Consider the following 21,628-nt stretch of genomic DNA (forward strand, 5'->3'; position numbering starts at 1 on the left):
GACAGCCCCCATGTGGTTCACCCGCGTCTCGCTGCGCAATCCGGTCTTCGCGACCATGGTCATGCTGGCCTTCGTGGTGCTGGGGCTGTTCTCGCTCCAGCGGCTGCAGATCGACCAGTTCCCGAATGTCGACTTTCCGGTGGTGGTGATCTCGACCGAGTACCCGGGCGCAGCGCCCGAAATCGTCGAATCCGAGGTCACGCGCAAGATCGAGGAAGGGGTCAACGGCATCGCCGGCATCAACACCCTGACCTCGCGCAGCTACGAGAACCAGTCGGTGGTGGTGATCGAGTTCCAGCTCCATGTCGACGGGCGCAAGGCGGCCGAGGATGTGCGCGAGAAGATCGCGGCGCTGCGTGCCAGCCTGCGCGACGAGGTCGAGGAGCCCCGAGTCCAGCGCTTCGACCCCGCCAGCCGGCCGATCTGGTCGGTGGCGATCCTGGCTGACCCGAGCCAAGGCCGGGCGCCCGATGCGGTCGAGCTGACCCACTGGGCCGAGCAGGTGTTCAAGAAGCGGCTCGAACATGCGCGCGGCGTCGGCGCGATCACGCTGGCGGGCGCCAGCCGGCGCACGGTCCAGATCGAGCTGCAGCCCGCCGCACTCGAGGCCTTCGGCGTGACGCCGGAGCAGGTCGTCAGCACGCTCCAGCAGGAAAACCAGGACCTTCCGGTCGGCGCGCTGCGCACGCTCGAGCGCGAGCGCATGGTGCAGATCGAGGCCCGGGCCGCGCGGCCGCAGGAGTTCGAACGCCTGATCGTGGCACGCCACAACGGCCAGTCGGTGCGCCTGGGCCAGGTCGCGCGCGTGCTCGACGGCGCGCAGGAAGTCGACAGCCTGGCGCTCTACAACGGCCAGCGCACCTTGCTGCTGCAGGTGCAAAAGGCGCAGGACGAGAACACCCTGGCCGTCATCGACAGCCTGACTCAGGTGCTGGCCGAGATCGGCCCGGAAGTCCCGGCCGGCATCCAGCTGGCGACCATCGGTGACACGGGACGACCGATCCGGGTCGCGGTCGCCAACGTCACGCGCACCCTGATCGAGGGCGCGCTGCTGACGGTGCTGATCGTGTTCCTGTTCCTGAACTCCTGGCGCTCGACCGTCATCACCGGACTGACGCTGCCGATCGCGCTGATCGGCGCCTTCCTGTTCATGCACCTGTTCGGCTTCACCATCAACATGATCACGATGATGGCACTGTCGCTGTGCGTGGGGCTGCTGATTGACGACGCGATCGTGGTGCGCGAGAACATCGTGCGCCATGTCCAGATGGGCAAGACCCCGTTCCAGGCCGCGCTCGACGGCACGCAGGAGATCGGGCTGGCCGTGTTGGCGACCACGCTGTCGATCGTCGCGGTGTTCCTGCCGATCGGCTTCATGCAGGGCATCGTCGGCAAGTTCTTCCACGAGTTCGGCATCACCATCGTCGCGGCGGTGCTGATCTCGATGTTCGTGAGTTTCACGCTCGACCCGATGCTGTCGAGCGTCTGGCATGACCCCGAGATCGAGCCGCACGACCCTCAGCGCCCGCGCCGCACGCTCTACGACCGGACCCTGGGCCGGCTGACGCAGGCGATCGACCAGGCCCAGGAGCGCCTGGTCGAGGCCTACCAGGGCCTGCTGGCCTGGTCGCTGGCGCACAAGAAGAGCACGCTCGCGATCGCGGCCAGCACGCTGGTAGCGGCCTTCGCGCTGCTGCCGCTGCTCGGCAGCGAGTTCGTGCCCAAGGCCGACTTCTCGGAGACCAGCATCGCCTTCGAGACCCCGGTCGGCAGTTCGCTCGAGAGTACCGAGACCAAGGCGCGCGAGGTCGAGGCGATCGTGCGCAGCCTGCCCGAGGTGCGCTACACGCTGACGACGATCAACAGCGGCAACGCCCAGGGCAAGACCCGCGCCAGCCTCTATGTGCGGCTGGTCGAGCGCGACCAGCGCAGCCGCAGCGTCGACGAGCTGTCGGCACTGCTGCGCGAACGGCTGCGCCAGGTCGGCGGCATCACGGTCACGCAGGCCGGCCTGCTGGACCCGGTCGGCGGCCAGAAGCAGATCGAGTTCTCGCTGCAAGGGCCCGACCTGCAGCAGCTCGACCGGCTGGGCCAGCAGGCGCTGGCACGCATCCGTACCATCCCGGGGCTGGTCGACCTCGACAGCAGCGCCAAGCCGAACAAGCCGACGATCTCGGTGACGCTCAAGCGCGACGCGGCCTCCGACCTCGGCATCGGCACGGCGCAGCTCGCGGCCAGCCTGCGCACCCTGGTGGCGGGCCAGAGCGCGGGCAACTGGCGCGCGCCCGACGACGAGACCTACGACATCCAGGTGAGGCTGCCACTGGCCGGACGCAGCACACTCGAGCAGCTGCGCGCGCTGCCGCTGGTGATCGGCAGCAACGCCGACGGCTCGGCGCGCGTGGTCAGGCTGTCCCAGGTGGCCGAGGTCAGCGAATCGACCGGCGCCAGCCAGATCAACCGGCGCGCGCTGACGCGCGAGGTCACCATCACCGGCAACGCCTATGCGCGCTCGATCGGCGAGATCTCGGCCGACATCCGGCGCGAACTCGACGCGCTGCAGCTGCCCAGCGGCTACCGCTACAGCTTCGGCGGCTCGACCAAGAACATGGACGAGTCGATCGGCTACGCGGCGTCGGCGCTGGCGCTGGCCATCATCTTCATCTACATGATCCTGGCCAGCCAGTTCAAGAGCTTCCTGCAGCCGCTGGCGCTGATGAGCTCGCTGCCGCTGACGCTGATCGGCGTGGTGCTGGCGCTGCTGCTGTTCGGCTCCAGCCTGTCGATGTTCTCGGTCATCGGCATCGTGATGCTGATGGGGCTGGTGACCAAGAACGCGATCCTGCTGATCGACTTCGCGATCCGCGCACGCGAAGGCACGCCCGACCATCCGGCCATGGAGCGCGAGGCGGCCCTGCTGCTGGCGGGCCGGGTGCGGCTGCGACCGATCCTGATGACCACACTGGCAATGGTGTTCGGCATGGTGCCGCTGGCGCTGGCGATCAGCGAAGGCTCCGAGCAGCGCGCGCCGATGGGCCAGGCCGTGATTGGCGGCGTGCTGACCTCGACGCTGCTGACCCTGGTCGTGGTGCCGGTGGTCTACTGCTACATGGACGATCTGGGGCGCTGGTTCCAGCGCCTGTGGTCGGGCCGTTCACATGAAGATGACAGCAGCGCGACCGGGTCCTGAGGCCTGGCTTCAGTAAAATGGACCAGAATCGGCAAACATACCCACCGGAGTATATACATGAGCACTGCAATCGCCTTCGACTTCGACAAGGCCCGCTTCAACATGATCGAGCAGCAGATCCGCCCCTGGGATGTGCTGGATGCCAAGGTGCTGGCCTTGCTGGGCGAGGTCAAGCGCGAGGATTTCGTGCCTGAAGCCTACCAGCCCGTGGCGCTGGCCGACCTCGAAGTGCCGCTCGGCAAGGGCGAAGGCCAGTGCATGCTGGCGCCCAAGGTCGAGGCGCGCCTGCTGCAGGACCTCGCGCTGCAGCCCGGCGACAGCGTGCTCGAGATCGGCACCGGCTCGGGCTATCTGGCCGCACTGATGGCGCGCCAGTGCGCCAGCGTCGTCAGCCTCGAGATCGACCCGGCGCTGGCCCAGCAGGCCCGCGCCAATCTGCAAGCTGCTGGCGTGAAGAACGTCGACGTCCGCACCGCCGACGCCACGGCCGACCAGTTTGCCGCCTGCAACGCCGGCGCACCGTTCGACGCGATCGTGCTGAGCGGCTCGGTGGCCGAAGTGCCGCCGGAACTGCTGGCCCTGCTCAAGACCGGCGGTCGCCTGTGGGCCGTCGTCGGCCGCGCCCCCGCCATGCGCGCCACCCTGGTGCGCGCGGTCGCTGGCGCCCAGCATGTCGAGCAGCCCTGGGATGTCAGCGCGCCGCGCCTGCAGCATTTCCCCGAGTCCAGCCCGTTCAAGTTCTGACCGGACCCGCGCCGTGATCAAAGCGATACGCCCTGCGCAGCTCAAGGACTGGATCGCGGCCTGCCAGGTCGAGGACCCGCAATGCCGACCCCTGGTGCTCGACGTGCGCGAGCCCTGGGAGCTGCAGACCGCCAGCGTCAAGCCCGACGGCTTCGAGCTGCTGGCCATGCCGATGGCCAGCATTCCGGCGCGCCTGAACGAGCTGCCGCGCGAGCGGCCGATCGCCTGCCTGTGCCACCATGGCGGACGCAGCGCGCAGGTGACCTACTTCCTGCTGAACCAGGGCTATGACGAGGTGGTCAACCTGCACGGCGGCATCCACGCCTGGTCGCAGGAAGTCGATCCGTCGGTGCCGCAGTACTGAGCCCCTCCCCTTAGCCTCCAACGGTCGATCTGCCATGCCCCTGTCCCATGCTTTCCCAACGACCGCCAGACCGGAGCGACGCCTGGCTGGACCGACGCCGACGCTCGCCCTTGTCGCGCGCGCAACGCGCCTGCTCGGGTCGATGGCGCTGGCCGGAGGCTGTGCACTGGCAGCCCAGGCCCAGAGCCTGACCGAGCTGCACGAGACCGCCAAACGCTACGATGCGGCCTACCTGGCGGCGCAGGCGCAATACCAGGCCAACCTGGCCAAGGCCGAGCAGGCCCGCGCCGGTCTGCTGCCCAGCGCCGCGCTGGCGGCCACGGCCAACTTCAGCGATCTCGACAGCAGCGTCGACACGCAGGACAAGAACTACAACAACCAGACGCTGCAGCTGTCGGCCAGCCAGCCGCTGTACCGGCCAGCCAACCGGCTGGCCCATGAGCAGGCGCGCAAGTCGCTCGAGGCGGCCGAGGCCCAGCTTGAGGCGGCCAGCCAGGAACTGGTGGTGCGCAGCGCCCAGGCCTACTTCGACGTGCTGGCGGCGCAAGACAGCCTGGCCTTCGTGCAGGCACAAAAAGCCGCCGTGTCCGAGCAGCTGGCAGCGGCCAAGCGCAACTTCGAGGTCGGCACCGCCACCATCACCGACACACGCGAGGCCCAGGCCCGCTTCGACCAGACCGTGGCACAGGAGATCGCGGCCGACAACGAGTTGCGCGTCAAGCGGCTGGCGCTCGACCAGCTGGTCGGCCGGACGGGGGTGAACCCCTGGCGCCTGGCCAGCGGCGTGACGCTGCCCGCGCTCGAGCCGGCCGAGCTGGGTCGCTGGCTGGAACGTGCGGAAACCGCCCATCCGCAGGTGCGCCAGGCCAGCACCGGGCTCGAAGTGGCCAAGCTGGAGACCGCCAAGGCGCAGGCCGGCCATCTGCCGACGCTCGACGCGGTGGCGCAATACCTGGCCGCGCGCACGCCCTCCTCGGCCAGCAGCCTGCCGCCCTATCTGCGCAACAAGACGGCGTCGATCGGCGTGCAGTTCAACCTGCCGCTGTTCGCGGGCTACGCGACCCAGAACCGCATCAAGGAAACGCTGGCGCTCGAGGACAAGGCGCGCAACGACCTCGACGCGGCGCGGCGCGGCGTGGCGCAGGCCACGCGTGCGGCCTATTACGGCGTGGTCTCGGGCCAGGGCCAGGTCAAGGCGCTGGAAGCCGCGGTGGCCTCGAGCCAGAGCGCGCTCGAAGCAACCCAGCTCGGCTACCAGGTCGGCGTGCGCATCAACCTCGATGTACTCAACGCGCAAAGCCAGCTGTTCCAGACCAAGGCCAGCCTGGCCAAGGCCCGCTACGACCTGCTGGTCGGCGGACTCAAGCTCAAGCAGGCCGGCGGAGTGCTGCAGGGCGAGGACCTGCAGGCGGTCAATGCGGCCCTGATGCCGTGATGACAAATGTCGTGATACGGGCCTCGATGCAGACCGGACTGCCGCCATGACGCGGCAGCGACTGTGCTTGCCGCAGGTGACGCTGTGCTGCGTTGACACCCGGAGTCCGGCCGAAGCCGTGCATGCCCTGCGCCAGTCGATGCGCCAGATCGACTTCGGGCGCGTGCTGTACCTGGGCCCGGCCCGTGCGCGTACGATGGGACTGGACCTGAGCGACATCGAACTGGTGGCAATCGAGGACATCACCAGCATCGAGGCCTACTCGCGCTTCATGCTGCATGGGCTCGGACCGTACATCGACACCAGCCATGTGCTGGTCGTGCAATGGGACGGCTTCGTCACCCACCCGGAGCGCTGGCAAGACCGGTTCCTGGATTACGACTACATCGGCCCGCCCTGGCATTACAAGCATCAGGCCGCTGCCGTCGGCAACGGCGGTTTTTCCCTGCGCAGCCGCCAGCTGATCGATGCGCTGGCGCTGCTGCCCTACGACGGCAGCGAGCCGGAGGACAGGGTCATCTGCGTCCACTGGCGCGAGCAGCTGGAACGCGAGCACGGCATCCGCATCGCCCCGGTGGCGCTGGCCGCGGAATTCGGCATCGAATACGGCCCCTGGCGCCCCGCCTTCGGCTTTCACGGGCTGCACAACTTTGCCCATGAAATGACAGCACAGGACCTGCAGGACTGGCTGCTCTCGGTCGACGACGCGATGGTGTTGACCAAGCATGGCCGCCAGCTGATCAAGGCTTTGATGAGCAGCGGCCAGTCGGCGCTGGCACTGGCCTTGGTACGCCGACGCAGCCACCGCCTGGGCTGGACCAGGGACCAGCTCCAGCTCTATCTGCGCGTGCGGGCGCAGCAGCTGAAAGCGGCATTGCCACGGCGCCACTGACGCCAGGAAGCCCTCGCCGGCGGCAGCAGCCACCCACTCGGGCTGGCGCCCAAGGCGCCGCAGCGTTTACAGATTGGCCGACTGGATCCGCACCATGCCGGCATAAGAGCCGTTTTTGGCCATCAGCTCCTCGTGGCTGCCCTGCTCGATGATGCGGCCGTCGGACATGACGCAGATCAGGTCGGCGTTGCGGATCGTGCTCAGGCGGTGCGCGATCAGGATCAGGGTCTTGGCGTGGCGCAGGTCCTCGATCGAGCGCTGCACCACGGCTTCGGACTCGGAGTCGAGCGCCGAGGTGGCCTCGTCGAAGATCCAGATCGCGGCGTCGCGGTAGAGCGCGCGCGCAATCGCCAGCCGCTGGCGCTGGCCGCCCGACAGCATGCTGCCATTGGTGCCGACCGGCGCATCGATGCCTTCAGGCAGCTTGGCGACATGGTTCCAGAGGTTGGCGGCGCGCAGGCATTGCTCGACCTTGGCCCGGTCCACGCCGAGCGGACTGGCATAGGCCACGTTCTGCGCGATGCTGCCATCGAACAGCACGATGTCCTGCGATACGACGGCAAAATGGCGCCGCAGGCTGGCGAGCTGGAGCGACTCGATCGGCTGGCCGTCGAGCAGCACTTCACCGCTGTTGACATGGGCAAAACGCAGCAGGGTGTTGACCACCGTGGTCTTGCCGGCCCCCGATGAGCCGACCAGCGCCACCGTGGTGCCGGGGGCAATCTGCAAGTCCAGGCCATCGAGCGAAGGCGTGGCCGCCTCCTCGTATTGCACCTTGACCTGCCTGAAGTCGATCCGGCCCTGGCAGACCGGCAGGTCCTGGGTGCCGTGATCGGGCTCCTGCGGCGCATCCATCAGGCTGAAGGAACCACGGGCCGTGATCAGCGCGCTGTTGATCGGCTGGTAGACATCGGTCAGATGGCGCATCGGCGAGATCGTCATCAGCAAGGCGGTGACGAAGGACACGAACTCGCCCACCGTGGCCGAACCCTGGCTGGCCTGCCACAGCGCCAGCGTGATGATGGTCGACACGCCGATCGCCGCCACCACCTGGGTCGCCGGCGTCACGAGCGCGCTGGTCGCGACCTGCTTCAAGGTCATGCGGCGGTATTGGGAGGCCTCGGCGTCGAAGCGCTTGAGCTCGAAATCGGCTGCATCAAAGGTGCGCACCACGCGCCAGGCGCGCGCATTGTCATCGACCGTGCTGACCAGGCGCTGCTGCGAGAGGTACTGCTCCTGGCCGACCTTGCTCAGGCGCTTTTGCACCAGCTTGATCGTGATGCCGAGCAGCGGCATCGAGATGAAGGACAGCAGCGTGAGCTGCCAGTTCAGGTAGAGCAGGTAGCCGACCAGGAACATCAGGGTGGTCGCGTCCTTGACAAAGGTGATCAGCGAGTTGCCGATCACCTGCGAGGCGGACTGCGGGTCGTTGATGACCTTGGTCACCGCCACCCCCGGGCTGACATGGGTGAACAGCTTGGCATCGGCGCGCAACAAGGCGCGCATGAGGTCGCGCCGCAGGTCAAGCACCATGGCCGAGGTGGCCGAGGTCATGACATAAGTGCCCGAGAAGTTGAACACCCCGCGCACCAGGAACAGGCTGATGATGATCAGGGGCACCGACCAGAGCGGGAACTTCAAGCCGTCCTGGAAGCCAGAGTCGATCAGTTTCTTGAACAGTGCCGGGATGACCGGCTCGACCGCCGAGCCGAGCAGGAAGAACAGCAGCGAGGCGCCCAGCATGCGCCACTGGCGCCGGGCATAGACCATCAGGCGCCGGCCGGTGTCCTTGAGTTCGGCCTGCTTCATGCGGCCACCGCCATCTGGGGGGCCGCAGCCGTGACCAGGTCCAGCACCTGCTCGACGGTGACGGCGGAAAGCGACTCGGCCTGGACATTGAACAGGTGTTCAGGGTCATGGTCCAGCGTGCGCCGGTGCCCGATCAGCACGAAGGTCGGAGTGCCCACGGCCGCGGCCACGTTGACCATGCCGGTGTCGTTGCCGACGCAGACATCGGCCAGCTGGAGCGCCGCGGCGCTGCCCAGCACCGGCGCATCGGTCAGGACGGCCAGGCCATGGCGCGCCGCCTGCGGCACCAGGGCTTCGATGTCGCGGGCCAGTTGCGCCTCGGCCGGGCCGCCGAGCAGCACGACGCCGGCGCCGCGCTCGATCAGGCGCTGGGCCAGTTCGGCATAGGGCTTGATGCCCCACTGCTTGTGGGTTTCGCTGGTACCGATCGCAAAGGCATAGAGCGGCCGGGGCAGCTGGGCCAGGCGCTGCTGCATGGCGCGCAGCTGCTCGTCCGGCACCTCGAGCCGGGGCACGATCGGCTGGGAGCAGAAACCATGCCGCACCATCAGCTCGCTGGCCTCGTGGTAGGCCGCGACCGACGGCCCCTGGTAGGCGCGGACAAACGTGCCTTGGTTCAGGAAGATCCGCTGCAAGGGCTTGTAGCCAAAGCCGATCCGCAGCGGGATGCCGCTCAGGCCGGCCACCAGGCCGCGGCTGATGCGACCCGAGAACAGCACGATGCGGTCGAAACGCCCCTGCTTGAGCTGCTGCGCCATGCGCCACATGCCGAGCAGGCCGGCATGGCGTCCCTGGCGCTTTTCTTCGCGCCGCGGACGGTGGTCGTGGTCGATCACGGCCTCGACCCAGCTCTCCTTGCCGATGAAGGCGCGCGTCAGCGTGGAGGGCTGCGCCACGATGGTAACCTGGCCGCCCTGGCTCTGGCCGGCAATCGCCTTGAAGTACTGGATATGCCAGATCAGGTCGCCAATGCCGGTGTACTGCAGCAGGACCACGGTACGCGGGCGCTTGTCGTTGGTGGGAAGCATGGATAAGCAGGAGGGGGGAAGGAGGCTGGTATTTTGCCTGACACCACCCGCCATCGCTCGGATGGAGCCGGTGCAGCCGACGCAGGCCGGCTGCCGTTTACCCTGACAATAGCGGGATTGCATGTCTGGCAACCCGTCATGAATTCCCTCTTTTTGCACAATCTGGCTGAACAGATCGCCCTGCTCCAGTCTCTGCAGCCCCTGGATGGCGCCGTAGCCCAAGCTGGCGCACTCGCCACGCAGTCGCTGCGCGCCGGCGGCAAGCTGATGTTCTGCGGCAATGGCGGCTCCGCGGCCGACAGCCAGCATCTGGCGGCCGAACTGACCGGTCGCTTCATCAAGGACCGCAAGCCGCTGGCGGCGCTGGCGCTGTCGACCGACAGCTCGGCGCTGACCTGCATCGGCAACGACTACTCGTTCGACGAGGTGTTCGCGCGCCAGCTGCAAGGCCTGGGTCGCGCCGGCGACGTACTGGTCGCTATCTCGACCTCGGGCAATTCGCGCAACGTGATCCGCGCGGTCGAGGAAGCCAGGGCGCTGGGCATGTCAGTGATCGGCCTGCTCGGTCGTGACGGCGGCGCACTGCGCGATCTCTGTGATGTTGCCATCGTGGTGCCGAGCCAGGTGACGGCACGCATCCAGGAGTCGCATATCCTGATCGGCCACACCCTGTGCGGCCTGATCGAACAGCAACTCGGCCTGGTGTGAGCATGGCAATGACCGTGAATTCCTGCCCCGAAAAAGCGGTGCTGGCAGCCCGCCGCGTGCTGGTGGTCGGCGACGTGATGCTGGACCGCTATTGGTTCGGTGCTGTCGAGCGCATCTCGCCCGAAGCGCCAGTGCCCGTACTGCATGTGCAGCGCGAGCAGGACCGCCTGGGCGGCGCGGCCAACGTCGCGCTCAACGTCAAGACCCTGGGCGGCCAGGTCACGCTGCTGAGCATGCTGGGCCAGGACGAACCCGCACAACGGCTGCAGGCCCTGCTGCACCAGCAAGGCATCGCGACCGTGCTGGGGCAGGACCCGCGCCTGCAGACCATCGTCAAGCTGCGCGTGATCGGCCGCAACCAGCAGTTGCTGCGCATCGACTTCGAGCAGGAGCCGGTACATGAGGTGCTGGCGCAGATGCTGGCCGACTTCGAGCGCGAACTGCCGCGGCACGACGTGGTGCTGTTCTCGGACTACGGCAAGGGCGGGCTGGCGCATATCCCGCGCATGATCGAGCTCGCACGTGCCGCCGGCAAGCCGGTGCTGGTCGACCCCAAGGGCAGCGACTACGCGCGCTATAGCGGCGCCAGCCTGATCACGCCGAACCGCGCCGAGCTGATGCAGGTGGTGGGCAGCTGGCAGGACGAGGCCGAGCTTGAGCGCAAGGCGCAAGGCTTGCGCGAGCGCCTGGGGCTGCAGGCGCTGCTGCTGACGCGCTCCGAGGAAGGCATGTCGCTGTTCGAGCCCGACCGGGTCTCCCATGTCAAGGCCCAGGTGCGCGAGGTGGCCGATGTCACCGGCGCCGGCGACACCGTGATCGCGACCATGGCCTTGATGCTGGCCTGCGGCCTGGCGCTGGAGCAGGCGATGGAGATCGCCAACCGCGCCGGCGGTCTGGTGGTGGCCAAGTTCGGCACTGCCACCGTCAGCTACGAGGAGCTGTTCGCATGAGCGCACTGACAGACAAGGTCTGCCCGCGCGCCGAGCTGCCGGCACGCATCGCTGCGTTGCCACGCCCGATCGTCTTCACCAACGGCGTGTTCGACGTGCTGCACCGCGGCCATGTCAACTACCTGCACCAGGCCGCCGCGCTCGGTGGCTCGCTGATCGTGGCGGTCAACTCGGACGCATCGGCCCGCATGCTGGGCAAGGGCCCGGACCGGCCGCTGAACCGGGCCGAGGACCGCGCGGCCGTGCTGGCCGGGCTGGCCTCGGTGGCACTGGTGACCTTCTTCGACGAACGCACACCAGTCGAGCTGATCCAGGAAATCCGGCCCGACCTCTATGTCAAGGGCGGCGACTACGACATGGAAACGCTGGAGGAAACCCGGGTCGTGCGCAGCTGGGGCGGCGACGCGCTGGCAATCCCCTTCGTCGACGGCTACTCGACCACCGCGCTGGTCAAGCGCATCCGCGCCGGTGATGGCACCGAAGCCAGTGCTGCGACGCCGCGTAAGGCGGCCTTCCTGGACCGCGACGGCGTGATCAACCGGGACCGGGCCTATGTCAGCCGCTGGGAAGATTTCGAATTCGTGCCGGGAGCCGTCGACGCCATGCGCCGGCTGAAAAAAGCCGGCTACGCGCTGGTGGTGGTGACCAACCAGTCCGGCATCGCCCGCGGCTACTACAGCGAAGCGCAATACCAGGCCTTGACCGCCGCCATGCAGCAGGCGCTGCTGGATGCCGGCGCCGCCGTCGATGCGGTCTACCACTGCCCGCATCACCCCAAGGGCAAGGTGGCGGAACTGGCCATCGACTGCGACTGCCGCAAGCCCGCGCCCGGCATGATCCTGCGCGCGGCCAAGGAGCTGAACCTGTCGCTGGCCGACTCGATCCTGGTCGGCGACAAGCCGTCCGACATCGAGGCCGCACGCGCCGCTGGCGTCGGTCGGGCCTATATCGTGCAGTCGGACAACGCCGAATCGACCACCGGGCTGGCCGGAGCCGATGCGGCCCATGCCGACCTGCAGTCCTGCGTTGCCGCCTTGCTGCCGGACTGAGCCACCCCGATCCATGACCGCACAACGCTTCCTGATCGTCCGTACCTCCGCCATCGGCGACGTGGTGTTCGCCTCGCCGTTTGCCGCCGCACTCAGGCGCAAGTATCCACAAGCGCATATCGCCTGGCTGGTCGAGCCCGGCATCCACGAGCTGCTGGCAGCCGACCCGAACATCGATGAACTGATCCTGTGGCCCAAGAGCGAGTGGAAGCAGCTCTGGCAGCAGCGCCGCTTCGGCGAGCTGCTGGGCCGCGTGCGCGCCTTCGCCAGGCTGCTCAAGGGCAAGCGCTTCGACACCGCGATCGACCTGCAAAGCCTGCTCAAAAGCGGCTGGCTGACCTGGCTGACGGGTGCGAAGCGCCGCATCGGGCTGGGCTCGCGCGAAGGCAGCCAGTGGCTGATGACCGAGGTCATTGCCAAGGGTGGCGACGAGCGCCGCATCAGCTCGGAATACCTGTATCTGGCCGAGCAGCTCGGACTCGAAGTCGGCGATTTCCTGCCGCAGCTGCATGTCGCCGCCGAGACCGAAGCCCGCACCCAGGCGCTGCTGGCCGAGCATGGCCTGCAAGCCGGCCGCTACGCGGTGTTCGCGCCGTTCACGACAAGACCACAGAAGCACTGGTTCGAGGACGCCTGGCAGGCGCTGGCGCCGCGGGTGCGCGACGAACTCGGGCTCACCCCCGTGATCCTGGGCGGCCCGGCCGATCAGGCTGCGGCCGAGCGCATCGTCGCCGGCACGCCCGGCGTGGTGTCGCTGGCGGGCGCGACCCGACTGCCGGAAGCGGCTGCGCTGATCAAGCACGCGGCGCTGGTGATCGGCGTCGATACCGGCCTGACCCACATGGGCACCGCGTTTGCCAGGCCGACAGTGGCGCTGTTCGGCTCGACCCGGCCCTACCTCGACACCGGCCGGCGCAATGGCCGGGTGATCTGGCTCGGACTCGAATGCTCGCCCTGCCGGCGGCGCCCGACCTGCAACGGCGCCTATACCTGCCTGCGCGACATCCGCCCGGACCAGGTGCTCGAACAGGCGCGCGCCGCCTTGGCAAGCCAGGACCAGCCATGAAGGTGCTGCACATCGAATCCGGCCGCCATCTCTACGGTGGCGCCAAGCAGGTGCTCTACATCATGGAAGGGCTGGCCCAGCGCGGCGTGGAGAATCTGCTGGCCTGCCCGCCGGGTGCGCATATCGCGCAGCCGGCGCGCGCCAGCGCCCAGGTGTTCGAGCTGCCGATGAAGGGCGACCTCGACTTCGGCCTGGTCGGGCGGCTGCGGCGCCTGATCGCGGCCGAGCAACCCGACCTGGTGCATATCCACAGCCGGCGCGGCGCCGACCTCTGGGGCGGACTGGCGGCCAGGCGTGCGGGCGTGCCCTGCGTGCTGTCGCGCCGGGTCGACAATCCGGAGCCACGCTGGCTGGTCAAGCTCAAGTACCGGCTGTACGACCATGTGATCACGATCTCGCAAGGCATCCGCCAGGTGCTGCTGGCCGAAGGGCTGGCGCCCGGGAAGGTCAGCTGCGTGCGCAGCGCGGTCGATCCGAAACCCTACTTGATCGATTACGACCCGGCTGGCTTCAAGGCGGCACTGGGACTGGCACCCGATGCGCTGCTGGTCGGCACCGTGGCCCAGCTGATCCCGCGCAAGGGCCACCGCCATCTGCTCGCCGCCCTGCCCGCGGTGCTGGCCAAGCACCCCAGGCTGCAGGTCCTGATCTTCGGCCGCGGCCCGCTCGAGGCCGAGCTGAGGCAGGCCATCGGCGACCAGGGGCTGAGCGGCCAGGTGCGGCTGCTGGGTTTTCGCGACGACCTGCCGGCCGTGCTCGGCTGCCTGGACCTGCTGGTGCATCCGGCCGACATGGAGGGCCTGGGCGTGTCGCTGCTGCAGGCCTCGGCCGCGCGGGTGCCGATCATTGCCACCCGGGCCGGCGGCATGCCCGAAGCGGTGCGCGACGGCCAAAACGGATTGCTGATCGCCCCCGGCGATGTGGCGGGCCTAGCCGCCGCCATGAACCGCCTGCTCGACGATGCCGCGCTGCGCCAGACCATGGGCCAGGCCGGTCGCCAGCTGGTGCTCGATGAATTCTCGATCGATGCCATGTGTGAAGGCAACCTGGCCGTCTACCGCCGATTGCTCAACGCATGACCCGCCTGCTTTATTCCGCCCTGCTGCTGCTGCTGACCCCGCTGGCCCTGCTGCGGCTCTGGCTGCGCGGCCGGGGCAACCCCGACTACCGCAAGCGCTGGGGCGAGCGGCTGGGGTTCGTGCCAGTGCTGCCCAGGCGCCAACGCCTGTGGGTGCACGCGGTCTCGGTCGGCGAGACGATCGCTGCCGCGCCGCTGCTGCGCGCCTGGCAGGCCGCCCATCCCGACTGGGCGCTGCTGGTCACGACCACGACCCCGACCGGTTCGGCCCAGGTGCGGCGCCTGTTCGGCGACAGCGTCGAGCATTGCTACCTGCCGTTCGACCTGCCGTGGCTGGTGGTGCTGTTCCTGCGCCGCAGCCGGCCCAGCCTGGCCATCGTGATGGAGACCGAGATCTGGCCGAATCTCTACGCCTGCGCGCAGCGGCGCGGGCTGCCGCTGATCATGGCCAATGCCCGGCTGTCGGACAAGTCATTCAAGGCCTACCGCCGGCTGCGCTGGCTGGTCGCGCCGACCCTGCAGCGCGTCGCGCTGATCGCGGCGCGCGGGCGCGAAGATGCCGAGCGCTTCGTCGCGCTCGGCGCAGCGGCTGGGCAGGTCGAGGCGCTGGGCAACCTCAAGTTCGACCTCGAGCGCTCGCCGCAGGTGGTCGCAGCGGGCCGGGCCTGGCGCGACTGGCTGGGTCAGGGGCGCCCGGTCTGGATCGCCGCCAGCACCCATCCGGGCGAGGAAGAGCAGGTGCTGGCGGCGCACCGGCTGCTGCTTGAGCAGCAACCGCAGGCGCTGCTGCTGCTGGCGCCACGCCACCCGGAGCGCGCCGAAGCGGTACTGGCGCTGGTGCAGGCCGCCGGCCTGCAGCCGCTGCGCCGCAGCGGACTCGGCCCCGTGCCGCAGTTGCCGCCGCTCGGCCTGCCAGCCCCAGGTACGGGTGCCGTGCTGGTCGTCGACACCCTGGGCGAGCTGATGGCCTTCTACTCCGCCAGCGACCTGGCCTATGTCGGCGGCAGCCTGGTGGCCAACGGCGGCCACAATCCGCTCGAGCCGCTGGTGCTGGACCTGCCGGTGCTCAGCGGACCGCAGGTGTTCAACTTCCGCGAGGTCTATGCCGAGCTGCAGGCGCTCGATGCCGTGACGCTGGTCGACTCGGCGCAGGCGCTCGGCCAAGCCCTCGTCTCCGCATTCGAGCAGGGGGTTCCCAGCCCGGCCGCCAGCCCGGCCGTCGCCGACTGGATGCGCCAGAACCAGGGCAGCACCGCGCGGCTGATCGAACGCGCACAGCAGCTGGCTGGTCTGTCGGCCTGATACTGGGCCCAGGCCACCGGCAGACAGGCGCTGCCGGCTGATCAGCTCAAGGGCTGATGGACTCTCAGTGCGCCGAAGCCCCGACCACCGCGTCGGGCTTGACGCGCAGCAGCAACGCCATCATCTCGGCCTCGATGCGGTGCAGCGCGTCCTGGGTCTGGCCCTCGAAGCGCAGCACCAGCACCGGCGTGGTATTCGATGCCCGGATCAGGCCGAAACCGTCCGGCCAGTCCACGCGCAGGCCGTCGATGGTGTTGACCTGGGCCGGCGCCGCGAAAGATGCGATCGCCTGCAGTTCGGTCACCCGCTGATGCTGCTCGCCGTCGCCACAGGCCACATTGAGCTCAGGGGTGGAGAAGCTGGTCGGCAGGCCTTCGAGCAGCGCGCCCGGGTTGGCGTGGTGGCTAACGATCTCGAGCAGGCGCGCGCCGGCGTAGCTGCCGTCGTCGAAGCCATACCAGCGTTCCTTGAAGAAGATATGGCCGCTCATCTCGCCGCCCAGCGGCGAATCGACTTCCTTCATCTTGGCCTTGATCAGCGAGTGTCCGGTCTTGTGCATCAGCGGCACGCCACCGGCTTCTAGGATGGCGGGTGCCAGGCGCTGGCTGCACTTGACATCAAAGACGATCTGACCGCCCGGCACGCGGCTCAGCACATCCTGCGCGAACAGCATCATCTGGCGATCCGGGTAGATGTTCTGGCCGCTCGGCGTGACGATGCCGAGGCGGTCGCCGTCGCCATCAAAGGCCAGGCCCAGGTCGGCGCCGGTCTCGGCCAGCTTGGCGATCAGGTCGCGCAGGTTCTCGGGCTTGGACGGGTCGGGATGGTGGTTCGGGAACTCGCCATCGACCTCGCTGAACAGCTCGACCACCTCGCAGCCGAGCGCACGGAACAGCTGCGGCGCCGAGGCACCGGCCACGCCATTGCCGCAGTCGACCACGACTTTCAGCGGGCGCGCCAATCGGATGTCCGACACGATGCGCGCGATGTAGTCGTCCTGCACCGCGACCTGGCGCACGCCGCCGCCAGCACGACGCGGCGCATCCTCGGCCTCCATCGATTGACGCAGCGCCTGAATCTCGTCGCCGTAGATCGCGCGGCCCGCCAGCACCATCTTGAAGCCGTTGTGGTGCTTGGGGTTGTGGCTGCCGGTGACCTGGATGCCAGAATTGCACAGCACATTGGCCGCGTAGTAGGTCATGGGCGTGGTGACCATGCCGATGTCGATCACCTGCACGCCGGCCTCGACCAGGCCCTCGATCAGCGCTGCGGCCAACTCCGGGCTGCTCAGGCGACCATCACGGCCGACCGCGACCTGGGTCTCGCCCAGGCCGAGCGCGCGGGCGCCAAAAGCCAGGCCGAGCGCGCGCGCGAAATCGGTATTGAGCGCATCGGGCACGACGCCGCGGATATCGTAGGCCTTGAAGGCCGTGGCAGGAACTTGCATGAACTGGAACGCCTGTGGTTGAAATGCTTGCCATTGTAGGAAATCCAGCTGGCTGATCCGTGACAGGCCTGGGCGTATGATGGCGGGTCACACGATCACTACCCGATGAACCTGGCCAATACCGTCCTTTATTCCACCCGCTGGCACAGCCCCGTCGGCGAGCTGCTGCTGCTCTGCCACGAACAGGCCCTTTGCGGCTGCTGGTTCGGCGACCAGGCGGGCATTCCGGACTGGACCGCAGCGGCGCTGGACAAGCCCGACCATCCGCTGCTGACGCGCGCCTGTACCCAGCTGCAAGCCTATTTCGAGCGCCAGCGGCAAGATTTCGAGCTGCCGCTGGACTACTCGCATGGCACGGAATTCCAGCAGTCGGTCTGGCAGGCGCTGACTCTGATCCGCTACGGCCACACCACCCCGTACGGCCAGCTCGCGCAGGCGCTGGGGCGGCCACGCGCGGTGCGCGCGCTCGGGGCAGCGGTCGGTCGCAACCCGCTGGCCATCTTTCTGCCCTGCCACCGCGTCATCGGCGCCGACGGCAGCCTGACCGGCTACACCGGCGGACTGGCGCGCAAGACTTTCCTGCTGCAACTCGAGCAAGCCCAAGGACTCCTTCTCCCTTGAAATTCCAACGATCCCTGAGCGCAGATTTCCTGCTGCTGGCCGCTGTCTGGGGCAGCTCCTTCCTGTTCATGCGCGTGGGCGCACTCGAGTTTGGCGCCTGGAGCACCGCCGGCCTGCGCATCGGCATCGCCGCGCTGGCCATGCTGCCGCTGCTGCTGTTGCGCTGCGACCTGCAGCTGGTGCGACGCAAGGCAGTCCCGCTGCTGCTGGTGGGCCTGCTCAACACCGGCATCCCGTTTGCGCTCTATTGCTACGCGCTGCAGCACATCAGCACCGGGCTGACATCGATACTGAATGCCAGCGCGCCGCTGTTCGGCGCGCTGGTGGCCTGGATCTGGCTGCGCGAGGTACCCAACCGCTGGCGCGTGCTCGGGCTGGCACTGGGCTTTGTCGGCATCACCTTGCTGTCCTGGCACAAGGTCAGCGTGGGCGGCGAGCAGACCGGCTGGGCCGTGCTGGCCTGCCTGGGCGCGACCCTTTGCTATGGCATCAGCGCCACCTACACCCGCAAGCACCTGGAGGGCGTGCCTGCGCTGGCGATCACGGCGGCCAGCCTGATCGGTGCGGCGCTGCTGCTCGCCGTTCCGACGGTCTGGTACTGGCCGGTGCAGATGCCGGGCCTGACCGCCTGGGGCGCGCTGATCGCGCTCGGACTGCTGTGCACGGCCTGGGCCTATGTGCTGTTCTACCGGCTGATCGCCGAAGCCGGGCCGGCCAAGGCGCTGACCGTGACCTTCATGGTGCCGCTGTTCGCGCTGCTCTACGGCGCGCTGCTGCTGGGCGAACAGGTCACGCTGGCGATGGTCGGCTACGGGCTGGTGATCCTGCTCGGCGTCGCGCTGTCGACCGAGTTCATCCAGCCCGAGCGCTGGATCAGGCGCCAGCCGCGTCCTTGACGCATTTCTTGACGAAGCTGTTCCTGGCCGCGCCAGCCAGCTTCTTCTCGCCCGCCTGAGCTTCACAGGCCGCGGCCTGCGCGTCCTTCTCGCATTTCTTCATGAAGCTGTTCTTGGCCGCGCCGGCCAGCTTCTTCTCGGCGGCAGTGGCGCTGCAGCTCGGCCCCTCGGCGGCGGCCGAGAAGGCGATCAGGGAAGCAAACAGGGCCAGGACTATCGGCTTGAGCATGGTCGACGCTTTCATGACAGGTTTCAGACAGCGGCCTCCGGGGACCCGGACTGCACCGCTTCCTTGAGCTTGGGGCTCGCATGAAAGGTTACCACGCGGCGTGCGTCAATCGCTACCACCTCGCCGGTGCGCGGATTGCGCCCCGGACGCGGGGCCTTGGTGCGCAACTGGAAATTGCCAAAGCCCGAGATCTTGACATCCTGGCCCTCGACCAGGGTCTCGGCGATCAGCTCGAAAAAGCCGTCGACCATGTCCTTGGACTCGCGCTTGTTGAGGCCGATCTGCTCGAACAGGATTTCCGACAGCTGGGCCTTGGTCAGGGCGTTACCGCCCTGCTCTGCACTCTGGTGCTCGTTGTGTGGCATGGCGGTCACTTTCAACGCAGGCGTGCGCCGACTTGCTGCTGCAGCGCGGCCAAAGCGGCCTGCACCACACCGTCGATCTGCTCGTCGGTCAGCGTCGCTTCCGAGCTTTCGAGCGTCAGGCGCACGGCCAGGCTCTTCTCGTCGGCAGCCAGTCCGGGCGCCTCGACGCCCTTCTTGGCGCGGTAGACGTCGAACAGCACGGCCGACTTGAGCAGGCCGTCGACGTCCGAGCCACGAATGGCTGCCATCAGCGCGACATGGGTCACCGACTCGTTGACCACGACCGCCAGGTCGCGCTCGACCGGCTGGTGGCGCGGCACCGGCCGGGCCTGGGCCACCTCGCGCGCCAGCACCGCCGGCAGGTCGAGTTCGAACAGCACCGGCGCCTGCTGCCAGCCCTCGGCCTGGCGCCAGCGCGGATGCAGTTCACCGACGAAGCCGATCGCCACGCCGTCGAGCAGCACGCGGGCGCAGCGGCCCGGGTGCATGGCCGGATGCTCGGCCGCCTCGAAGCTCGGCACGCGCGGCGCCAGCAGCGCCTCGACATCGCCCTTGACATCGAAGAAATCGACCGCACGCGCCGGCAGACCCCATTGCTGCTGCTCGGCGTCACCCCAGGCCAGCGCGGCAACGCGCATCGGCTGGTCAAAGCCGGCCACCGTGGTCTCGCTGTCGAGCACGCTGGCATCCTTGCGGAACACGCGGCCGAGCTCGAACACGCGCACGCGCGCGGCCTTGCGGTCGGTGTTGAACTTGAGCACGTTGAGCAGGCTGCCCAGCAGCGAGCTGCGCATCACGCTGAGCTGGCTGGCGATCGGGTTCAGCAGCTTGATCGGGTCGGCATTGCCGGCATAGTCGCGCTCCCAGCGCGCCTCGACGAAGCTGAAGTTGATCGTCTCCTGGTAGCCCTGCAGCGCCAGCTGGCGGCGCAAGGCAAAGGCGCCACGGCGGCTCTCGGGGCGAACCTGGGCCGTCACGGGTGCCTGCGGCGGCGTGTGCGGCAGGTTCTCATAGCCGATCACGCGCGCGACTTCCTCGATCAGGTCTTCCTCGATCTGCAGGTCGAAGCGGAACGACGGCGGCGTGACAGTCACAGTGCCCTCGCCTTCGGTCACCGGCAGGCTCAGGCTGCGCAGCGCATCGGCGCATTGCTGCTGGCTCAAGGCCATGCCAATCACCTTGTTGGCGCGCGCCACGCGCAGCGTGACGGGCTTCGGGCTGGGGACATTGATGACCTGGTCGATCACCGGGCCGACCTGGCCGCCGCAGATCTGCTGCACGAGTTCGCTGATGCGTTCGAGGTGCTCGACGATCTGCTGCGGATCGACGCCGCGCTCGAAGCGGTGACCGGCATCGGTGCTGAAGTTGAAGCGGCGCGAACGGCCAGCGATCGCCTTCGGCCACCAGAACGCGGCCTCGACGAAGACGTTGCGCGTCTCGTCGCCGACGGCGGTGGCGTCGCCACCCATGATGCCGGCCAGCGACTCGACCGCCTGCGCGTCGGCAATCACGCCAACCTGCTCGTCGAGCGTGACGGTGTTGCCGTTGAGCAGCTTGAGCTGTTCGCCCGCGCGGCCCCAGCGCACCTGCAGGCCGCCGTGGATCTTGTCCAGATCGAAGATATGCGAGGGACGACCGAGCTCGAACATCACGTAGTTCGAGATATCGACCAGCGCCGAGACACTGCGCTGGCCGCAGCGCGCCAGGCGCTCGACCATCCAGGCCGGGGTCTGCGCCTGCGGATTGATGCCCTTGATGACGCGACCGGCAAAGCGACCGCACAGGTCAGCCGCCTGCACCTCGACCGGCAGGGTATCGGCAATCTGCGGCGCCAGGGTCGGGAAGGCCGGGGCCTTGAGCGGCGCACCGGTCAGCGCGGCGAGTTCACGCGCGATGCCGTAGACGCTCAGGCAATGGGCCAGGTTCGGCGTCAGCTTCAGCGTGAACAGCTGGTCGTCGAGCTTCAGGTAGTCGCGGATCGACTGGCCGATCGGCGCATCGTCGGGCAGCTCGAGCAAGCCGGCGTTCTCTTCCGACAGTTTCAGCTCGCGCGCCGAGCACAGCATGCCGAAGCTCTCGACGCCGCGCAGCTTGCCCTTGCCGATCTTGAACGGCTTGCCGTCCTCGCCGGGCGGCAGTTCGGCGCCGACCAGCGCGGCCGGAATCTTGATGCCGACGCGCGCATTGGGCGCACCGCAGACGATCTGCAGCGGCTCGGCCTGGCCGACATCGACCTGGCACACGCGCAGGCGGTCGGCATTCGGGTGTTGTTCGGCCGCGACGATGGTGCCGATCACGATCTTCTGGAACGGCGGTGCCACGGGCACCAGCTCCTCGACCTCCAGGCCGGCCATGGTCAGCTTGTCGGCCAGCTCCTGGCTGGTCAGCGGCGGGTTGCAGAACTCACGCAGCCACGATTCGGGGAATTGCATAACTCTCTACTCTCGGAAACGGG

Annotated in this window: 18 protein-coding genes and 2 pseudogenes; 14 read left to right on the plus strand and 6 right to left on the minus strand. The window is 68.3% G+C overall.

Annotated elements, in window-relative coordinates:
• Window positions 1-10: 10 nt before the first annotated feature.
• Genes C6P61_RS06915 through C6P61_RS06935 form a run of 5 tightly spaced genes read left to right on the plus strand, consistent with a single transcriptional unit; the run spans window position 11 to window position 6,625 of the window.
• The gene (locus C6P61_RS06915; protein ID WP_105729188.1) at window positions 11-3,190 is read left to right on the plus strand and encodes an efflux RND transporter permease subunit; all 3,180 of its coding nucleotides are present in this window, start codon (window positions 11-13) and stop codon (window positions 3,188-3,190) included.
• A 57-nt stretch (window positions 3,191-3,247) separates the two neighbouring features.
• Window positions 3,248-3,934 (plus strand): protein-L-isoaspartate O-methyltransferase family protein, encoded by a 687-nt coding sequence (locus C6P61_RS06920; RefSeq protein WP_105729189.1) that lies wholly within the window; start codon window positions 3,248-3,250, stop codon window positions 3,932-3,934.
• A gap of 13 nt (window positions 3,935-3,947) precedes the next feature.
• Window positions 3,948-4,298, plus strand: coding sequence for a rhodanese-like domain-containing protein (locus C6P61_RS06925; RefSeq protein ID WP_105729190.1), 351 nt, complete (start codon window positions 3,948-3,950; stop codon window positions 4,296-4,298).
• A 34-nt stretch (window positions 4,299-4,332) separates the two neighbouring features.
• Window positions 4,333-5,733 (plus strand): TolC family outer membrane protein, encoded by a 1,401-nt coding sequence (locus tag C6P61_RS06930; protein ID WP_105729191.1) that lies wholly within the window; start codon window positions 4,333-4,335, stop codon window positions 5,731-5,733.
• Window positions 5,734-5,779: 46 nt separating this feature from the next.
• On the plus strand, window positions 5,780-6,625 hold the full coding sequence (locus C6P61_RS06935) for a DUF5672 family protein (protein WP_146114980.1): 846 nt from the start codon (window positions 5,780-5,782) through the stop codon (window positions 6,623-6,625).
• A gap of 66 nt (window positions 6,626-6,691) precedes the next feature.
• Here C6P61_RS06935 and msbA read toward each other — a convergent pair whose 3' ends face one another.
• Together msbA and C6P61_RS06945 are read right to left on the minus strand one after the other, a co-directional pair.
• A complete protein-coding gene (msbA, locus tag C6P61_RS06940) occupies window positions 6,692-8,434 on the minus strand; it encodes a lipid A export permease/ATP-binding protein MsbA (RefSeq protein WP_105729193.1) in 1,743 nt (580 codons plus the stop codon).
• Window positions 8,431-9,462 carry a glycosyltransferase family 9 protein gene (locus C6P61_RS06945; RefSeq protein ID WP_170067334.1) on the minus strand — a complete coding sequence of 344 codons (1,032 nt, stop codon included), beginning with the start codon at window positions 9,460-9,462 and terminating at the stop codon, window positions 8,431-8,433. The genes msbA and C6P61_RS06945 overlap by 4 nt, the downstream gene beginning before the upstream one ends.
• A gap of 138 nt (window positions 9,463-9,600) precedes the next feature.
• On the opposite strand from C6P61_RS06945, the gene C6P61_RS06950 reads away from it, so the two are divergent.
• The 7 genes and pseudogenes from C6P61_RS06950 to waaA all read left to right on the plus strand — a co-directional run bounded on the left by C6P61_RS06950 (window position 9,601) and on the right by waaA (window position 15,615).
• Window positions 9,601-10,170: a D-sedoheptulose-7-phosphate isomerase gene (locus tag C6P61_RS06950; RefSeq protein WP_105729195.1), complete on the plus strand. Its 570-nt coding sequence runs from the start codon at window positions 9,601-9,603 to the stop codon at window positions 10,168-10,170.
• 2 nt (window positions 10,171-10,172) lie between these two features.
• Window positions 10,173-11,120, plus strand: coding sequence for a D-glycero-beta-D-manno-heptose-7-phosphate kinase (gene rfaE1, locus C6P61_RS06955; RefSeq protein ID WP_105729196.1), 948 nt, complete (start codon window positions 10,173-10,175; stop codon window positions 11,118-11,120).
• Window positions 11,117-11,587 (plus strand): annotated as a pseudogene (gene rfaE2, locus C6P61_RS18155) (D-glycero-beta-D-manno-heptose 1-phosphate adenylyltransferase); the annotation flags it as partial. The gene rfaE1 and the pseudogene rfaE2, both read left to right, overlap by 4 nt.
• A 45-nt stretch (window positions 11,588-11,632) precedes the next feature.
• Window positions 11,633-12,169 (plus strand): annotated as a pseudogene (gene gmhB, locus C6P61_RS06960) (D-glycero-beta-D-manno-heptose 1,7-bisphosphate 7-phosphatase); the annotation flags it as partial.
• 13 nt (window positions 12,170-12,182) lie between these two features.
• Entirely contained in the window at window positions 12,183-13,235 is a 1,053-nt protein-coding gene (gene waaF, locus C6P61_RS06965; RefSeq protein ID WP_105729197.1) for a lipopolysaccharide heptosyltransferase II, read from the plus strand.
• Window positions 13,232-14,314, plus strand: a complete 1,083-nt coding sequence (locus C6P61_RS06970; RefSeq protein ID WP_105729198.1) for a glycosyltransferase — start codon at window positions 13,232-13,234, stop codon at window positions 14,312-14,314. The genes waaF and C6P61_RS06970 overlap by 4 nt, the downstream gene beginning before the upstream one ends.
• Entirely contained in the window at window positions 14,311-15,615 is a 1,305-nt protein-coding gene (waaA, locus tag C6P61_RS06975; RefSeq protein WP_105729199.1) for a lipid IV(A) 3-deoxy-D-manno-octulosonic acid transferase, read from the plus strand. The genes C6P61_RS06970 and waaA overlap by 4 nt, the downstream gene beginning before the upstream one ends.
• Window positions 15,616-15,679: 64 nt before the next feature.
• Here waaA and C6P61_RS06980 read toward each other — a convergent pair whose 3' ends face one another.
• The gene (locus tag C6P61_RS06980; RefSeq protein WP_105729200.1) at window positions 15,680-17,062 is read right to left on the minus strand and encodes a phosphomannomutase/phosphoglucomutase; all 1,383 of its coding nucleotides are present in this window, start codon (window positions 17,060-17,062) and stop codon (window positions 15,680-15,682) included.
• 105 nt (window positions 17,063-17,167) lie between these two features.
• Between C6P61_RS06980 and C6P61_RS06985 the strand changes: the two genes are divergently transcribed.
• Entirely contained in the window at window positions 17,168-17,683 is a 516-nt protein-coding gene (locus C6P61_RS06985) for a methylated-DNA--[protein]-cysteine S-methyltransferase (protein ID WP_105729201.1), read from the plus strand.
• On the plus strand, window positions 17,680-18,579 hold the full coding sequence (locus C6P61_RS06990) for a DMT family transporter (RefSeq protein ID WP_244908802.1): 900 nt from the start codon (window positions 17,680-17,682) through the stop codon (window positions 18,577-18,579). The genes C6P61_RS06985 and C6P61_RS06990 overlap by 4 nt, the downstream gene beginning before the upstream one ends.
• Here C6P61_RS06990 and C6P61_RS06995 read toward each other — a convergent pair.
• Genes C6P61_RS06995 through pheT form a run of 3 tightly spaced genes read right to left on the minus strand, consistent with a single transcriptional unit; the run spans window position 18,557 to window position 21,605 of the window.
• Complete coding sequence (locus C6P61_RS06995) at window positions 18,557-18,823, minus strand: PsiF family protein (RefSeq protein ID WP_244908804.1); 267 nt, start codon at window positions 18,821-18,823, stop codon at window positions 18,557-18,559. The two genes, C6P61_RS06990 and C6P61_RS06995, sit on opposite strands and share 23 nt — an antisense overlap.
• Before the next feature lie 8 nt (window positions 18,824-18,831).
• Window positions 18,832-19,173, minus strand: coding sequence for an integration host factor subunit alpha (locus tag C6P61_RS07000; RefSeq protein ID WP_105729230.1), 342 nt, complete (start codon window positions 19,171-19,173; stop codon window positions 18,832-18,834).
• An 11-nt stretch (window positions 19,174-19,184) separates the two neighbouring features.
• On the minus strand, window positions 19,185-21,605 hold the full coding sequence (pheT, locus tag C6P61_RS07005; RefSeq protein ID WP_105729203.1) for a phenylalanine--tRNA ligase subunit beta: 2,421 nt from the start codon (window positions 21,603-21,605) through the stop codon (window positions 19,185-19,187).
• Window positions 21,606-21,628: the final 23 nt, after the last annotated feature.

Origin of the sequence: Malikia spinosa (assembly GCF_002980625.1) — a bacterium.
In the GTDB taxonomy this organism is placed as follows: Bacteria; Pseudomonadota; Gammaproteobacteria; order Burkholderiales; family Burkholderiaceae_C; genus Malikia; species Malikia spinosa.

Excerpts from the sequence above, each read along its gene's own strand:
- C6P61_RS06915 (WP_105729188.1), top strand. The coding sequence starts at position 11 with ATGTGGTTCACCCGCGTCTCGCTGCGCAATCCGGTCTTCGCGACCATG.
- C6P61_RS06920 (WP_105729189.1), top strand. The coding sequence starts at position 3,248 with ATGAGCACTGCAATCGCCTTCGACTTCGACAAGGCCCGCTTCAACATG.
- C6P61_RS06930 (WP_105729191.1), top strand. The coding sequence starts at position 4,333 with ATGCCCCTGTCCCATGCTTTCCCAACGACCGCCAGACCGGAGCGACGC.
- C6P61_RS06935 (WP_146114980.1), top strand. The coding sequence starts at position 5,780 with ATGACGCGGCAGCGACTGTGCTTGCCGCAGGTGACGCTGTGCTGCGTT.
- msbA (WP_105729193.1), bottom strand. The coding sequence starts at position 8,434 with ATGAAGCAGGCCGAACTCAAGGACACCGGCCGGCGCCTGATGGTCTAT.
- C6P61_RS06945 (WP_170067334.1), bottom strand. The coding sequence starts at position 9,462 with ATGCTTCCCACCAACGACAAGCGCCCGCGTACCGTGGTCCTGCTGCAG.
- C6P61_RS06950 (WP_105729195.1), top strand. The coding sequence starts at position 9,601 with ATGAATTCCCTCTTTTTGCACAATCTGGCTGAACAGATCGCCCTGCTC.
- rfaE1 (WP_105729196.1), top strand. The coding sequence starts at position 10,173 with ATGGCAATGACCGTGAATTCCTGCCCCGAAAAAGCGGTGCTGGCAGCC.
- waaF (WP_105729197.1), top strand. The coding sequence starts at position 12,183 with ATGACCGCACAACGCTTCCTGATCGTCCGTACCTCCGCCATCGGCGAC.
- C6P61_RS06970 (WP_105729198.1), top strand. The coding sequence starts at position 13,232 with ATGAAGGTGCTGCACATCGAATCCGGCCGCCATCTCTACGGTGGCGCC.
- waaA (WP_105729199.1), top strand. The coding sequence starts at position 14,311 with ATGACCCGCCTGCTTTATTCCGCCCTGCTGCTGCTGCTGACCCCGCTG.
- C6P61_RS06980 (WP_105729200.1), bottom strand. The coding sequence starts at position 17,062 with ATGCAAGTTCCTGCCACGGCCTTCAAGGCCTACGATATCCGCGGCGTC.
- C6P61_RS06985 (WP_105729201.1), top strand. The coding sequence starts at position 17,168 with ATGAACCTGGCCAATACCGTCCTTTATTCCACCCGCTGGCACAGCCCC.
- C6P61_RS06995 (WP_244908804.1), bottom strand. The coding sequence starts at position 18,823 with ATGAAAGCGTCGACCATGCTCAAGCCGATAGTCCTGGCCCTGTTTGCT.
- C6P61_RS07000 (WP_105729230.1), bottom strand. The coding sequence starts at position 19,173 with ATGCCACACAACGAGCACCAGAGTGCAGAGCAGGGCGGTAACGCCCTG.
- pheT (WP_105729203.1), bottom strand. The coding sequence starts at position 21,605 with ATGCAATTCCCCGAATCGTGGCTGCGTGAGTTCTGCAACCCGCCGCTG.